This is a genomic window from Xanthomonas sp. SHU 199 (assembly GCF_000364665.1).
GTDB classification, from domain to species: Bacteria; Pseudomonadota; Gammaproteobacteria; order Xanthomonadales; family Xanthomonadaceae; genus Xanthomonas_A; species Xanthomonas_A sontii.
Genome location: NZ_AQOI01000006.1, coordinates 37,595 through 52,317 on the forward strand (window position 1 = coordinate 37,595; position 14,723 = coordinate 52,317).

The following is a 14,723-nucleotide window of genomic DNA, read 5'->3' on the forward strand; positions in this document are numbered from 1 at the left end:
CTACATGGGAACGCACAACCCCCTCATTCAAGCCCTGCCGCCCGGCCGCGAGACTGGCGACCTCGCACCGGGAGACGACGGACATGCGGAACGCTGCAGCCAAAGGCTACACATTGCTCGAGGCCATGATCGTGATGGCGGTGATCTGCCTGCTCGCCGGCATCGGCCTGCCGGCATTCCGGGAGCTGCTGGCGAACCAGCGCTTGACGGCGGCCACGCACCAGCTGAGCGCGCACTTCGCCCTGGCACGCAGCAGCGCGATCAGCTTCGGCGTCCCGGTCAGCGCCTGCCCGTCCAACGGTGACGGCAGTTGCCGCGGCGACAGCGACTGGAGCCAGGGCTGGCTGGTGTTCCGCGACCCGGAACGGCAAGGCCAGCCGATCGCGCCGGACAGCATCCTCAGCGAAGGCAGCGCGCCGGGCGCCGGCGAACTGGTACTGCGCTCCAACCAAGGCCGCCCCTCGATCCGCTTCCTGCCCGATGGACGCAGCGCCGGCAGCAACCTGACCGTCAACATCTGCGAGCGGGGTCGGTTACGCGCAGCGGTGGTGGTCAACAACACCGGACGCATCCGCACGCGAAAAGCGACCGAACCGATGCCCTGCCGGACGCCGGACTGACGCACAAAAGCAAAGGCCGCGATCGCTCGCGGCCTTTGCGGATTTGGCGCCCGAAGTTGGACTCGAACCAACGACCCCCTGATTAACAGTCAAGTGCTCTAACCGGCTGAGCTATTCGGGCGGGGAGGCGCATTGTATAGAGGCCTCATGCCGACCGCAAGGGGTGAACCCGTGCTTTCCTGACTGCAACTGCGCCCTACCGGCCCAGCTTCACCAGCAGGTGCCCTCGCCCGCGCCGGTAGACGTCGTACGCGCCCCCTTCTGATCGATGCTGAGCGCGCCGCACTGGGTGTCCTTGGCCAACTGCGGACCGGTCGGCGTCGCCGTCAACTTGAACGTGTTGACATTCGGCGTACCTGTGAAATCGACGTTGTAGAACTGCACAGCATCGCTTCCGCACTGAGGCTTGGGAACACCCTCATACGTCAGCTTGGTGGTGTAGTAGCGCTCGATGAGCTGCGCCCCTTGCTGCAAGCACACGGACGCCGCCGAGCGACGGGCCTTGACCACGTGCGACTGATAGCTGGCGAACGCGATCGCCGCCAGAACACCCACGATCGCGACCACAATCATCAGTTCGATCAGGGTGAAGCCGCGCTGCCGGCGGGACGGAAAGGAAGAAAGTCGCATCAATTGTTCCTCAGAAGTTCGCGCCAGGACACGCGCTTCATGCTGAGCGCGCTGCTGTTGGTACCGAGCGTGGTCGTACTCGCGTTATCCAACGCGATCTGCATCTGGTTGCCGATGAAGATCGGACTGTTGGGGCTGCTGTTCAGGCCGATGCCGGACACGGGCGTGCCATTGAGTGTATCGCCGGTGCTGGATCCGCCGCTGCCGTCCAGGTCGAAGAAGGATTGCGATAGCCGGCCGCCGGTGAACGGGTTGATCGCCATCACGAAGCCCTTGCCGCTGGGGCTGCACACATCGCCCGAATCCGGAATACGCGTGGTCCCGATCAGCGCCGTGCCCTGGAAGAAGTTGGACACCACCATGCGCTCGCCCTGCGGCGTGCCGGGAGGCGACAGCAGGTCCATGTACCAGCCGTCCTGCCCGGCGTTGGGCTTGTCCTCGATCACGCGCACGGCAAAGCCGTTGACGGTGCCTTCCTGCAGGATGTTGACCTTGTTCAGGGTGGAACGATTGGAGGGGATGGTGCTGCCGCGGTCGATCAGGCCATACCAACTCTGCACGTCCTTGTTGCCCAGATCGCCGCTGGACAGGTACTTGCCGGTCCCGAAGAACACCCAGGTCAGGCCCGTCGCCGGATCCTTCGCCGCCGTGGGTGCAGCGGTGATCGGTTGCGCCTTGGACGCATAGCTGGCGGAGAACAGCCTGCGCGCGGTACCGCGGACGCCGGACATGTCGAACGCCCACAGATTGCCTGCGAGATCGCCGGCATACAGGCGATCGACGATGAAATTGTTGTTGGATGACCAAGCCAGCACGCCCGACAGGCCATTACTGGTACCGGTTCCCGCGGCAATCTGCGTGGCGGCTCCACCAGAGATATTGACGAGGATGAGGTAGGCAGAATCGCTGGTGCTGTTGGGACCATTGCCGAGCATCGCGTACCACTGACCGTCGGCGAGCTGCCCGATGATCGGCTTGCCGAGATTGTTGCCCAGTCCGACGAGGTCGGTGGTCGTGGAGGTCTTATCCCACAGCAGAGTGATGTTGTTGGGATCGGTGACATCCAGCGCGAACATGCCCTTTCCGCCCCGCCCCATGGTGCCGATCAGCACCGAGCGCCAGCTGCCCCCGGAGTAGACGTCCGACACGGTGAGTTCGCCATCCACGTAATACCGGTGCTGGTAGTTCGGATCGGTGTAGTCCAGCAACCCGGTCATCGCCGCTTTCGGCACGAAGGCGAACTTCTCCGCACCGGTGCTGGCATCGAACCCATGCAGCATGCCGTCATTGGCCCCGACATAGATCATCGGCGCGCGCGTGGACTTGGCCGCAGCGAAGGAGGCATAAGCGCTGGCACCGTTGAACGTCGCCGTCGTGTACAGCCGTGGGTTGGGCGCTCCCACATAGACCGGCTGCGAGTTGACGATGTCGCCAAGGATGCCGCTACGGGTACGCAGGACGCCACCGTTGGCCTTCTCCTGCGAGCGATCGCCACGCAGATAGTTGATCTGGTTCTGCGTTGCAGACGACAACGGCGTTCCGGCGAGCTTGCCGTAGGCGAAATTGTCCAGATTCCCATTCGAGTTGACGAACTTGATCGTCCGGGTATCCCAGGCCGGGAGCTGCGCGCCCGCGCTCCACGCCTGCGTCAGCGCGCCGGTGGTCTGGTTGACGTCGTACGCCACCACATCGCCACGCCAGGTGCCGCTGTAGAACACGGACTGATACGTCCGCGCGCCCGCTTCAAGCTTTGTCGTATTGCTGGCGAGGGAGGCTGCAGACCCCTTCATCTCCTCCAGGATGCGCTCGAACGCCTGGCGCAGGCTCGCCACCATCTTTTCCGCGTCGGCGGCAAGGTAGTAATTGTCAGGCTTCTTGTAATTGGTATTGCCATTGACATAGGAGCTGCCGTCCCACCAGGTGGAGTCCGCCAAGGCGCTGATATTGGTCTCCGGATCGTAGCCTTCCGGCACACGGAAACCGCCGTACTTCGTGGTCAGCCAATACTGGTTGGTGCTCGGCGACTTGTAATCGCCATATTCCACCACGTCGACCCAGTGTGTGGAGAGGGTCTGCTTGCCAGGCAAGCCATCGCTGGCGGTGTCGGGACGCAGATCCTTGGTGTGCGCGTCGTAGGCGAGCGCCGCGATGTAGGCGGAGTTCTTGTCGCTGTTGAACTGCGACGTGACCGCGCTGGAGGCGGCGTCGTTGGCAGACTTGCCTTCCTTACGCCAGATCTGGGTCATACGGTCGATGACGCTGACCGAGGTATCGCGGGTCACTTCCGGAGGTGTGGCCGGCTCGCCACTCAGGTTGGTGGTGTTGCCTGGCAGATTCTTGTCCAAATGCGTATTGGTGTCGCCGATGCCCAAGATCACATTGATCTGGCAGCGATAGGAAATCGGATCGTTCCACTGGGTGATGACCGGAAAACCATCGGCTTGCTGGTATCGCTGCTGCGCGTTTCCGCTCAACGAAGAGTAGGCCGCGATATTTCCCTGATGCTTGAAATAGCGGATTGCGGCGTAATAGAGCTCGCTGACATCATCGTACGACTTGACGTTCTTGCCGGTATTGAGTTGACCGAACTTGTTCAGATAATTGATGACGCCGCTGTTGACGATCTGATAGCGCGGGTCTGTCCCGCCGATCGCCGCGTTCGTTGCTGCAGCATCGGCAACATCGGGATTTTGATAGATGACGCCAGTCTGCGGATCCCACTCTCGCGCCGCATTCGCAAGTGTCCCTTGATCAGGATTGTAGGTGTAAGGCCCGACGAATTTTTGGTTGGCGCGCAGAATACCGCTATCCACGGCCGGATCATCGGTATTCTTGTAACCGAAGATGCTGTAACGGATCCGTTTGGCATACTGCTGGATCAATCCTTCCGGCTTGTAGTAGCCGCTAGGGTAAGCGACGCAGTTATCTTCAAGATAAGCGGTTCCGAGGCTGGCATCGCACACCTTGACCCGCACCGAGACCTGGAACGTCAGCGTCGTATCGGGCACGCAGCCGAGATTCAAAAGTGTGTCGCAAGGGGAGCCATCCGGTTTGAGAAAGCTGCCATTCAAGGCATGCTTGCTTGGATCGTATGCAATCTGCTGATTCGAAGAGGGATCGACCAGATTGCCGTTGGCAAAGAACATCTGGTTGCCCAGCCCGTCGATGCGCATATTGAAGTTCTGCCACTGCGCACCGGTCCCTCCCGCGATCAGCGTGGCATTGTTTCTGATCGAACGGCGCGGGAAATTGCTGGTCGCCACACGATCGGCGACCGCCTTTTCCAGCAGGGTCTCGCTCGCCGTGTCGCGCGAACGATAGCCGCCGGTCAATGCCGAGCGGAACGGATCGATGGTCTGGGTTGCGGCCCAGTTGAGGAAGTTGCCTGCCCACACGCCCGCCCCAGCGCAGGCATAGCTGCTCGGATTGTTGCCCAGCAAGCTGACGGGATAGAAATAACGATCGCTCTCCGTGGCGCTGTAGTGGTATCTGTAGCACTTGTCGGAATCGAAATAGCCCACGAATTTGGTCGTCGCCGAATACGTATCGGACAAATTCGCCTTGCTGATCACCGTCGGAAACTCCACCGACGGCACGAATGCCAGGTTGCCCGGCACGTCGCTGCCCACATACAGCGGCGACTGCGAGACATCCACATCCGCACCGGCGCCGCCGACGGTACCGATGAATAGACCGGCCACCACGGCAAGGAGCCAGTCCCGGTACGTCGTCTTCTTCGCTCGACTGGTCATAGTGGGATCCTTACTTGACGGTGACGTTGGTCTGCAGCACGACGATGGCCCGGCCATTGGACGCGGCCGGGTTGCCGCTGCGCGCGATGACGCGGTAGTAGTGCTCCAGCGAGGTGCCGCCGGTGCCGCCGTACTGATTCTGATTGATGCTCGACCCCAGGCCCAGCTGATCCTCGCTGGTGCGCTGGCCCAGATACTGGATGTAGTACTGCGCGGGGACGGCCTGGCCCGTCGGGGTCACCGTGCCGTCCACCCAGCACTCCTGGGTGCCGAGCGCACAACCGCTGGAGGCATTGCCGGTATAAGTGTTGCTGGGAACCGCAGGGCATACGGTGCCGGGGACCTTCACGCAGTTGAAGCCGACGGTGTTGCCCTTGCCAGCCTCTGTCTGAATCAGTTTCTCCGCATCGCGCAAGGCGCCTTCGGCGGCCTGAAACCCCAGACTGCGGTCGTACATGTTGGAGGACATGCGCTCCTGCAGCAGCGTGCCGCGCAAGACGGCAAGACCCAGCAGGGTCATCACCAGCAACAGCAACAGGACGACGATGAGCGAAATGCCGGACTGCCGGCGGGGCGATGGCGACGTGTTCACGGGTTCCGGTTCCTGATGCTCACGATCGTGCTGAAGGTCCGCGTCACCGGCTGCTTGTTGGCGCCGGCCGCCGTGTCGGCGCTGACGGTCATGTCGATCTTCACCGCGATCACGTTGGCCCAGTTGCCCACGGCGCTGGCATCGGCATAGGCGGTGCCGCCGGTGGACAGATACTTGAACTGCAGGCCGGTGACGCCATCGGCGATTTCGTTCTTCTGGCTGGTACCGCCAGGCAAGGCCACTTCCTGATACAAGGAGGTGCCGCCCGTTCCTCCGCTGCTGGCCGCGACATACCAGCGCACCGCCCGCACTTCGGTCAGGATGGAGTTGATCTCGTAGGTGTAATTGTTCGAGCCGGCGACGCACACGCCCGGCAGGCGTCCGAGCCGTGTGCAGGTATTGAGGCCGCCGCTCGCGTAACTGGCCGTGGTGCCGGAAACGCTGTTCACCTGCAGCACGGCCAGTTGCTGGCGATCGCACAGCAGCATGATCGCGTTGCTGTGCAGGTCCGGCGCCGCCGCGTTGAGCGTCAGCGTCTGGTTCGCCGGGTTGTGCGCGGTCACGGTGGCGCCGCCGGTACCCGCGGAGAGGATCTGGATCGCGTCGGTCCCTGCCGTGACGGTGAGACCGGACGGGTTGCTGTTTTTGTAGCCCGTCAGCGGCAGCGCCCAATTCATCCACCAGCTCGCCGTGGGATTGTTCAGCACGTTCGCGACCGGCAATCCGGAATCGCAAGGATTGCCGCCGGCCTCGCGGATATCCTGCGCCATCATCTCGAAACCGGTCCGGGCCGACTCCTGGAGCCGGCTGAGGCCCTCGGTCGCCGCATAGGTCTGGCGGTTGGAGAGAAAGATGCCGATCGCCGCACCGACCACCAGCAGGCCGAGCAGCATCGAGATCATCAGCTCGATCAGGTTGAAGCCGGATTGGCGCCGTGGCAGCGCCCGCGCGATCAGTGTGTTCACAGTTGGGCCGCCGTGCTCAGGGTCTGGGTCGCGCTGCCACTGGTGTTGCCGCCAGTACTGGAGTTCACGCCGCGGCTGTCGTCCCATTGCACGGTGATCGTGCAATTGCCATCGTTGCAGGCGATGGAGCCGCACGTGGTGGCCGGGTCGCCCCCGATCGCCGCCTTCAACCCGCTGAGCCAGACCGCCTTGTCGTTCGCCACCAGGTCGCCCGCCGCCGGCGCCGTGCAGAGCATGCTGCCGGTGTTGTAGGCCCCCAGCATCGCCGCGCTGCGGTTGGCTCGCATCGCATCGAGGATGGTGTAGGTCTGCATGACGATCTGGCTGCGCTGCAGCGCGCTCTGGTTGTTGCGCAGCGCCGTGGTCTGCATCGCCGCCACGCCCAGCATCCCCACCCCCAGGATCAGCACCGAGATCATCACCTCGATGAGGGTGACGCCCGCCATGTGTCTGCCGTTCTCGAACCGCTTCATGGTGTCTCCGCTTGCCGGAACCGGCTCAGCCGGGGGTGGTGCAACTGCCGCCGTCGGATGTCGATGTGACCTGGGCGCGGCTGCCGCCCATCAGTTTGACGCTCCGGACATTGTTGGATGGGTTGGTAACCGCCATGCAGACGACGATGCCACCCGTCACCGGCGTACCGCTGCTGTTGCGCGCGATGCCGTCTGCTCCGAAGGTCAGCTTGTCGCCCATCGCATCCAGGGTCGTACTGGTGACGACCAGGCCAGTGCGCAGGGTCGTGCTGCGCAGCACGGTGCCGTCGCGGGCCACGGTCAGGTAGCGGGTCCAGTTGCCGCCGCTGGCGCAGGTCGCACCATCGTCGCTGCGGCACAGGCTGACGCCACCGTTCAGGCGCACCGCCTCCGAGCGCGTCAACTGCACCGCGGCGATCAGCTCGTTGGCGGCGCCGGTCAAGCGGTTGCTGCGGATCAGACCGGTGAAACTGGGCACCGCCAGCGCCATGATGATCGCCAGCACCGCCACGGTGACCATCAATTCCACCAGCGTGAAACCACGCTGCGTCCGTTCGGCAAGGCCACGCGCGCAAGGAACAGCCATATCCTTCCCCAGATTCTCCCGCCGGCCACGCTAGCGGCCGGACCGCGACCGCGCCAGCCGTTGCCGACGGATGGCGGATATGGGGGAGTGGACGGACCGTGCGCGGCAGGGCGCCAGCCGGCATGATGCACCTCGGCCCTGCCCCACCGCCTTCCGCCCCGATGCCCGCCTCCGCCTACTCCAAGGACCAGCTCCAGGTCCTCAAGCAACCCTCGACCCTGATCTGGATCGTGATGGCCGGCGAGTGCATCGCGGCCATCCTGGCCCTGACCCCGGTCCCGGGCACGGGCATGGCAGGGAGCCGCTGGGTCTACTTCGGGCTGGCGTCGCTGGGCATCCAGTGGGTCGCGCTGCTGACCCTGGCGAGCCTGCTGCTGTTGCGCCGGGCGCTGGCCGGATGCGGCTTCCTGTCCATCACCGTGGCCACACTGGGCCTGATGCAGGCGCTGACCTGGCTGATCAGCGGCGTGATTCTCTATGGCTTCGGCGACTACTGGCAGCTCTCCGACCGCGCATGGCTGACGCTGTCGCTGCAGTTGTCCGGCATCGCCCTGCTGATCGGCCTGCTCGGCATGGCCGCGCTGCACAACCACGTGCGCATCAAGCAACTGGTCGAACGCGCCAAGCAGGCGGAGATCGACGCACTGACCGCGCGCGTGCAGCCGCACTTCCTGTTCAACACGCTCAATACCGCGGTGATGCTGGTGCACCGGCAACCGCAACAGGTGGAACAACTGCTGATGGATCTGTCGGATCTGTTCCGCGCCGCGCTGGCCGCGCCGGACCTGGTCGACCTGCAGGACGAGATCGACCTGGCCAGGCGTTACCTGGACATCGAGGCGATCCGCTTCGGGCCACGCCTGCGCGTCCATTGGGAGGTGCCGGAGGCGCCGGCACCGGTGCGGATTCCGCGGCTGTCGCTGCAACCGCTACTGGAGAACGCCGTGCACCACGGCATCGAATGCAGTGCCGAGGGCGGCGAGATCGGCATCGCCATCGGCGAACGCGACGGCGCCCTGGAGATCAGCGTGCGCAACCCGGTGCCGATAGGCGGCCTGTCGCCGCATATCGGCCGCGGTCACCGCGTCGGCCTGTCGGCGCTGCGCACGCGCCTGGACAGCCTGGAAGGCGCCTCGCTGCACACTGCCAGCGATGGCGCCTGGTTCGTCGCGACGATCCGGATCGGACTCAGGCCATGACCCGGTAGCAGGGCCGATACTCGCCGGAGATCTTCATGCGGCGCTGTTCGACGAAGGCGCGCAGCAACTCGTCCAGGGCCTGCATCATGTCCGCATCGCCGTGGATCTCGAACGGGCCATGCTGCTCGATACGGCGCATGCCGTCTTCCTTGACATTGCCGGCGACGATGCCGGAGAAGGCGCGACGCAGGTCCGCGGCCAGCGCATGCGGCGGACGGCCATGGTGCAGATCCAGCGCGGCCATCGCCTCGTGGGTCGGCTCGAACGGACGCTGATACTCCAGCGGGATGTCGACCGACCAGTTGAAGTAGAACGCGTCCTTCTGCTCCTTGCGGTGCGTGCGCACGTGCTGGATGCCGGCAGCCATCTTGCGCGCCACCGCCACCGGATCGCCGACCACGATCTCGTAGCGCGAGGTGGCCACTTCGCCCAGGGTCAGGCGCAGGAAGCGGTCGATCTGCTCGAAATACGGCGCGGCGATGGTCGGGCCGGTGAGGATCAGCGGGAACGGCAGGTCGCGGTTCTCCTCGCGCAGCAGGATGCCGAGCAGATACAGGATCTCCTCGGCGGTGCCGACACCGCCGGGGAACACGATGATGCCGTGGCCGATGCGGACGAAGGCCTCCAGGCGCTTCTCGATGTCCGGCATGATCACCAGGTGGTTGACGATCGGGTTCGGCGACTCGGCGGCGATGATGCCCGGCTCGGTCACGCCGATGTAGCGGTTGTCGTGCTTTCGCTGCTTGGCATGGGCGATGGTGGCGCCCTTCATCGGCCCCTTCATCGCGCCCGGGCCGCAACCGGTGCAGATGTCCAGCCCGCGCAGGCCCAGCTCGTAGCCGACCTGCTTGGTGTACAGGTACTCGTCGCGCGAGATCGAATGGCCGCCCCAGCACACCACCAGCTTGGGATCGGTCGGCTGCAGGATGCGCGCATTGCGCAACTGGCCGAACACCGCATTGGTGATGCCTTCGCTGGACTGCAGGTCGGTGCTGGATTCGGGGCCCAGCTCGATGGCCATGTAGGCCAGGTCGCGGACCACGGCGAACAGCAGCTCGGCCACGCCATTGATGATCTCGCCGTCGACGAAGGCCATCGCCGGCGCGTTGAGCAGGTCGATGCGCACGCCACGGTCGCGCTGCACCACCTGGATGTCGAAGTCGGGATACAGATCGCGCGCCGCGCGCGGATCGTCCGAGGCGCTGCCGCTGGTCAGCACCGCCAGCGCGCAGCGCCGCAGCAGTTCGTGCAGGCCGCCGCTGGAGGCATCGCGCAGGCGCGCCACTTCCACGCGCGAGAGGATGTCCAGGCCGCCGCGCGGGTAGATCCGCGCATCCACTACCGGCAGCGCGCGCGCCGCCGTATTGCTGGTCGTCATATCGAATGTCTTGTCGGTGTCGTCAGCCGGCGACTTTAACGTCAGCCCCCACAAAAAGAAAACGGCCGGGTCGCCCCGGCCGTTTCCAACGCTTCAGCTAGCGTGCGCCGCGATCAGAACTGATAGCGGAAGCCCAGCTGCAGCGACCACTGCGACACGCCGGTGTTGAAGCCGTCGGCGTCGGCATTGGCGGCCGTCGGCTGGTCGGTGTACAGGGTGTTGTACACGTACTTGCCCTGGTAGATGCCCTGCAGGTTGGCGACGCGGGCGTCGGCGTAGAAGCCGTAGTCGTAGATCCGGCCCCACTTCTTGTTCAGCAGGTTGCCCACGTTCTGGATGTCCAGCCAGACCTCGGACTTGTGGCCCTTGAAGAAGCCCGGCAGCTGCTGGGTGATGCGCACGTCGAAGGTGTTGATCCAGCCGGAACGGAAGCCGTTGGCCGGGGCGTAGCTGCCGGCGTACTTGGCCAGCTGCGGGTTCTTGGCCAGCCAGTCGAAGAACTGCTGCTGCAGCGCCGGGTTGGCGGTGAACGCACCGGTGTTGCTCAGCGTGCCGAACAGCACGTCGCCCGGGCCCTTCGGCACGTAGAACAGGTCGTTGGTCGAACGACCGTCGCCGTTGGCGTCGCCGTTGAACACGTAGCTGTACGGACGGCCGCTGCGGCCTTCGTAGACCAGACCCACGCGGGTCTCGTAGTCGCCGAAGAACATGTGCTTCCAGTCCAGCGAGCCGGAGATCCGGTCCTTGATCTCGTAGCGCGAGGTGTTCTCGGTTTCCGAGTTGGCGTTGAAGGCGTACTGGTAGCCCCAGCCCGAGCTGGCGGTGGAGCTGGTCAGCGAACCGACTTCGGTGGCGTGGGTGTAGGTGTAGCCCAGGGTCCAGGACCAGTCGCCGCCTTCGCTGAACGGCTTGGACAGCGACACGGTGAACTGCTGGGTCTTGCCCTTGTCGGTGTTGTCGATCAGGTAGACGTCGCTATACGCCGGATTGCGGTTGTAGCGGTTGTTGCCAGTGGCCCACGGACGACCGGTCTGCGCCGGGTTCCAGTACAGCGCGCGGCCATCCGGACCGTAGTAGGCCGGGCTCGGATCCTGGCCAGGGCTGTTGACGCGACCGATGTTCAGGCTCTTGTAGTACAGGCCGTTGTTGACCTTGGTCACCAGCAGCTCGGCCGAGGCCACGATGCCGTACCACGGCAGTTCGTGATCCAGGGCCAGGTTGGCCTTGTACAGCGACGGCAGCTTGAAGTCGTTGCCGACGAAGCTCACGCCCTGGGTCGCGGAACCCGGCGTGGTCGGGACCGGCTGGGTGTCCTTGTTGGCGCTGAACGGCAGGGCCGGGTTGTAGGCGGTGTAGCTGTAGGCGTTGTAGTTGAAGCCGGTGTTGGAGTAGCTGTTGCCGATCCACACCTGCGGCGCATCGCCCTGGAACAGGCCCACGCCACCGCGCAGCTGGGTCGGACGGTCGGTGTCGAAGGTGTAGTTGAAGCCGACGCGCGGCTGGATCAGGAAATCGCCGTTGAAGATCTTGCTGTTGTCGTAGCCGAAGTAGGCCTGCGCCGCGGCGTTGTAGGTCGGATCCGGGCTCACGCTCGCGCGATCGCCACGCAGACCCAGGGTCAGGGTCAGGTTGTTGTTGACGTACCAGGTGTCCTGCACGAACAGGCCGAGGTTGCTGTTCTTGTAGTCGGCCGCGATCGAACCCGGGCTACGCTCCTGGTTGAGCTGGTACGAGCTCCAGCGGCCGCTGGCGAAGTTGTCCAGGCCGAAGAAGGTGTACACGCCCCAGGTGTTGCGGCCGTACAGGTTGTAGATGTCGTTGGTGCTGTAGTCGACGCCGAACTTCAGGTTGTGGTTGTCCAGGGTCAGGGTGCCCGCACCGTAGTAGTTCCAGGTCTTGGTGGTGAGGATGTTGCCCTGCGAGTTGGTCTCGGTGCCCAGGAACAGCACGTCGCCGGTCGGGTTGGCGACCGAACCGTCGAAGTACACGGCGATGCTCGGCGCGTTGGTCGGCACCACGCGGATCGCGGAGTAGTCGCGGTAGGACACCTTGAACTCGGTGGAGAAGTTCTCGGACCAGTCGCTGAACAGCTGGCCGACGTAGCTCTCGACCGACTTCTCGTGCTGGTACCAGTACGAGCTCAGCGAGGCCTGGCTGGAGTTGCCGGCACCATTGATGCGCAGCTTGCTCTGGTCGAGCTTGCTGTAGCGGAAGCTGGCGCGGTGGTTGTCGCTGATGTTCCAGTCCAGCTTGAGCGCGTATTCCTTCAGGTCGGTGTTGCCATCGCTGTCCAGGGTGCCGGCGTCGAAGCCGTAGTTCTTGGCGATCTGCTGGGCGCGGGTCACGTCGGCCATGCCGTACTTGGCGTTGGCCTTGCCCAGCGCGGTGCTGCCCAGGTCGAGGCCCGGCGCGTCCTGCTGGAACTTCTCGTAGTTGGCGAAGAAGAACAGCTTGTCCTTGACGATCGGGCCGCCGAAGGTCGCGCCGTAGGTCTTCTCCTTGGTGAAGCCGTTGAACTTGCTGCCGTCTGGGTTGTCGCCGAACCAGTCGCCATCGCGATAGCTGCCGTACACCGAACCGTGGAACTCGTTGGTACCGGACTTGGTCACCGCGTTGACGGTGGCGCCGGCGGCGCTGGCGATGCTGACGTCGTAGTTGGACAGGTTGACGTCGATGGCTTCGATCGCCTCCATCGACACCGGCTGACGCCGGGTGGTCATGTTGTTGCCTTCCAGGCCGAAGGTGTCGCTGGCCGAAACGCCGTCGATGTTGATCGAGTTGTAGCGCGGGTTCAGGCCGCCGGCGCTGATCGTGCCCGAGGCGCGATCGACGAAGGCCACGCGCGGATCCAGGCGCATGTAGTCCTGGATGTTGCCGTTGATCGACGGCAGCGCTTCGATCTGCTCGCGGCCGACGTTGGTGCCCGAGCCCATCTTGGTGGCGCTGAACACTTCCGAGCCGGTGGCGATGGCGACCGCGTTGACCGTCTCCAGAGTGGTCGGCGCAGCCATGTCGCCGGTCAGGTCGGCGTTGATGGTGGCGTTCTGGTTGACGCTCAGGTACACGCCGTCTTCGGTCTTGGTGCCGTCGCCCGACTTGGTGATGGTGATGCTGTACGGACCGCCGACGCGCAGGCCGCGCGCGTTGTAGCGACCGGCGGCATCGGTGGTGGCGCGGCTGACCGTGCCCGACTCGACGTGCGTGATGGTCACCTCGGCGCCGGCGACCGGCTGGCCGCCGTGGGTCACCACACCGCCGACACCGGCGGAGGTGCTCTGGGCGAACACCGGCGCCGCGGCCAGCGCCGCAACGAGGCCCAGAGTGAGCTTGGACATCCGCAGACGGGGTTGAATCATTGCAATAGCCTCGATGGAGTTTGACGAAATGCGCATGGCAGGCCGTGCGGGATACGGACGCACAACCGCGGAATGAGGGGGCTGGTCACCCTTGCCGATTCCCCGCAAGGGTTAACATGAGTTTAACACCATAGGGCCAATTTGTTGCCAAATCGTGACAGCGCGGCACAAGCGGACATCAGAAGACGTCGATCCCAGTCCTGGCGGGCTTCGGAGACAACGCCGGGACAGGCACGGAAGGCCGCCCGGGACCGCCGCCGGCCACGCCCCCCCTACCCGTGCCGCCCGAGGGGGCAGCAGCAAGCAGCCTGGCGTGCTCGAAGCGAGGCCCGCCCGGGGCCAGCGCGCCGTCCCCACGGCGCCCCCGACTCGGCCGCGATGCGGCCTCAGCCGGCGACCGGCAGCTTCAGATAGGCGCTGAGCCCGTCCAGGAACATCTGCACCGAGATCGCCACCAGCAACATGCCCATCAGCCGCTCGACCGCGGTCAGCACGCGCATGCCGAGCAGCTTGTACAGCAGCGTGCCCGAGAATAGCAGGGCCGAGGTCGCCAGCCAGGCCAGGATCAGCGCCAGGCTCCATTCGCCCAGGCGGGTCGGCTCGTTGCTGCCCATCAGCATCACCGCGGCCATGCCGGAAGGGCCGGCCACCAGCGGGATGGCCAGCGGCACGATGAAGGGTTCGCCGTCGGGAATCTCGCCCATCAGCCCTTCCGGGCGCGGGAAGATCATGCGGATGCCGATCAGGAACAGCACGATGCCGCCGGCGATCGCCACCGATTCCTGGCGCAGGTGCATCACTTCCAGGGCGTACTTGCCGCCCCACAGGAAGCCCATCAGCACGCCCAGCGCGATCAGCAGTTCGCGCGCCAGCACGACGCGCTGGCGCCGCGCCGGCAGCGGCTTGAGCACGCTGAGGAACACCGGAATGTTGCCCAGCGGGTCGAGGATCAGGAACAGCAGCAGCGCTGCCGACAGGATGGTCATGCCAGGGGATTCCAGATTGCGCCGCGGTGCGCGGCGCCGGCGGGCGACAGCAGGTCGACGCAGGCGCCGGCGTAGCGCGCCGGATCGACCGCGTCGCGGTCTTCTTGATGGGTGTAGGCGCGGGCGCGCAAGGCGGTGCGCATCGGCCCCGGCTGCAGGCCGGCCACGCGCACGCGCGAGGCGGCA

At 64.9% G+C, this 14,723-nt stretch carries 11 protein-coding genes, 1 tRNA gene and 1 pseudogene; 2 read left to right on the forward strand and 11 right to left on the reverse strand.

Translation table 11 applies throughout. From position 1 onward, the window contains the following. The first annotated feature begins 83 nt into the window (after positions 1 to 83). The gene (locus D183_RS0100355; RefSeq protein ID WP_026144061.1) at positions 84 to 620 is read left to right on the forward strand and encodes a GspH/FimT family pseudopilin; all 537 of its coding nucleotides are present in this window, start codon (positions 84 to 86) and stop codon (positions 618 to 620) included. A gap of 44 nt (positions 621 to 664) precedes the next feature. On the opposite strand, the gene D183_RS0100360 is transcribed toward D183_RS0100355, so the two are convergent. From D183_RS0100360 to D183_RS0100390, 7 genes are all read right to left on the reverse strand, one after another. Then, positions 665 to 741 (reverse strand) — tRNA-Asn (locus D183_RS0100360). A gap of 89 nt (positions 742 to 830) precedes the next feature. After that, a complete protein-coding gene (locus D183_RS0100365; protein ID WP_017907232.1) occupies positions 831 to 1,250 on the reverse strand; it encodes a type IV pilin protein in 420 nt (139 codons plus the stop codon). Then, complete coding sequence (locus D183_RS0100370) at positions 1,250 to 5,002, reverse strand: pilus assembly protein (RefSeq protein ID WP_026144062.1); 3,753 nt, start codon at positions 5,000 to 5,002, stop codon at positions 1,250 to 1,252. The genes D183_RS0100365 and D183_RS0100370 overlap by 1 nt, the downstream gene beginning before the upstream one ends. A gap of 10 nt (positions 5,003 to 5,012) precedes the next feature. After that, entirely contained in the window at positions 5,013 to 5,594 is a 582-nt protein-coding gene (locus tag D183_RS0100375; RefSeq protein WP_017907234.1) for a pilus assembly PilX family protein, read from the reverse strand. After that, on the reverse strand, positions 5,591 to 6,559 hold the full coding sequence (locus tag D183_RS0100380) for a PilW family protein (RefSeq protein ID WP_017907235.1): 969 nt from the start codon (positions 6,557 to 6,559) through the stop codon (positions 5,591 to 5,593). The genes D183_RS0100375 and D183_RS0100380 overlap by 4 nt, the downstream gene beginning before the upstream one ends. Next, a complete protein-coding gene (gene pilV, locus D183_RS0100385; protein ID WP_017907236.1) occupies positions 6,556 to 7,032 on the reverse strand; it encodes a type IV pilus modification protein PilV in 477 nt (158 codons plus the stop codon). Before pilV ends, D183_RS0100380 begins: the two co-directional genes overlap by 4 nt. A 25-nt stretch (positions 7,033 to 7,057) precedes the next feature. Then, a complete protein-coding gene (locus D183_RS0100390; protein WP_026144064.1) occupies positions 7,058 to 7,618 on the reverse strand; it encodes a GspH/FimT family pseudopilin in 561 nt (186 codons plus the stop codon). A 161-nt stretch (positions 7,619 to 7,779) separates the two neighbouring features. Here D183_RS0100390 and D183_RS0100395 point away from each other — a divergent pair, with 161 nt between their 5' ends. Continuing rightward, positions 7,780 to 8,817: a sensor histidine kinase gene (locus D183_RS0100395; protein ID WP_017907238.1), complete on the forward strand. Its 1,038-nt coding sequence runs from the start codon at positions 7,780 to 7,782 to the stop codon at positions 8,815 to 8,817. Here D183_RS0100395 and ppnN read toward each other — a convergent pair. The 4 genes and pseudogenes from ppnN to D183_RS0100415 all read right to left on the reverse strand — a co-directional run. Then, complete coding sequence (gene ppnN / locus D183_RS0100400; protein ID WP_017907239.1) at positions 8,807 to 10,195, reverse strand: nucleotide 5'-monophosphate nucleosidase PpnN; 1,389 nt, start codon at positions 10,193 to 10,195, stop codon at positions 8,807 to 8,809. The genes D183_RS0100395 and ppnN overlap by 11 nt on opposite strands. A gap of 113 nt (positions 10,196 to 10,308) precedes the next feature. Further along, positions 10,309 to 13,530 (reverse strand): TonB-dependent receptor, encoded by a 3,222-nt coding sequence (locus tag D183_RS0100405; protein WP_017907240.1) that lies wholly within the window; start codon positions 13,528 to 13,530, stop codon positions 10,309 to 10,311. 407 nt (positions 13,531 to 13,937) lie between these two features. Continuing rightward, on the reverse strand, positions 13,938 to 14,537 hold the full coding sequence (locus D183_RS0100410; protein WP_017907241.1) for a MarC family protein: 600 nt from the start codon (positions 14,535 to 14,537) through the stop codon (positions 13,938 to 13,940). Further along, positions 14,534 to 14,723 (reverse strand): annotated as a pseudogene (locus D183_RS0100415) (short-chain dehydrogenase); the annotation flags it as partial. The gene D183_RS0100410 and the pseudogene D183_RS0100415, both read right to left, overlap by 4 nt.

Coding starts and splice junctions, on each gene's coding strand:
- D183_RS0100355 (WP_026144061.1), top strand. CDS start 84: ATGCGGAACGCTGCAGCCAAAGGCTACACATTGCTCGAGGCCATGATC.
- D183_RS0100405 (WP_017907240.1), bottom strand. CDS start 13,530: ATGTCCAAGCTCACTCTGGGCCTCGTTGCGGCGCTGGCCGCGGCGCCG.
- D183_RS0100410 (WP_017907241.1), bottom strand. CDS start 14,537: ATGACCATCCTGTCGGCAGCGCTGCTGCTGTTCCTGATCCTCGACCCG.
- pilV (WP_017907236.1), bottom strand. CDS start 7,032: ATGAAGCGGTTCGAGAACGGCAGACACATGGCGGGCGTCACCCTCATC.
- D183_RS0100365 (WP_017907232.1), bottom strand. CDS start 1,250: ATGCGACTTTCTTCCTTTCCGTCCCGCCGGCAGCGCGGCTTCACCCTG.
- ppnN (WP_017907239.1), bottom strand. CDS start 10,195: ATGACGACCAGCAATACGGCGGCGCGCGCGCTGCCGGTAGTGGATGCG.
- D183_RS0100390 (WP_026144064.1), bottom strand. CDS start 7,618: ATGGCTGTTCCTTGCGCGCGTGGCCTTGCCGAACGGACGCAGCGTGGT.
- D183_RS0100395 (WP_017907238.1), top strand. CDS start 7,780: ATGCCCGCCTCCGCCTACTCCAAGGACCAGCTCCAGGTCCTCAAGCAA.
- D183_RS0100370 (WP_026144062.1), bottom strand. CDS start 5,002: ATGACCAGTCGAGCGAAGAAGACGACGTACCGGGACTGGCTCCTTGCC.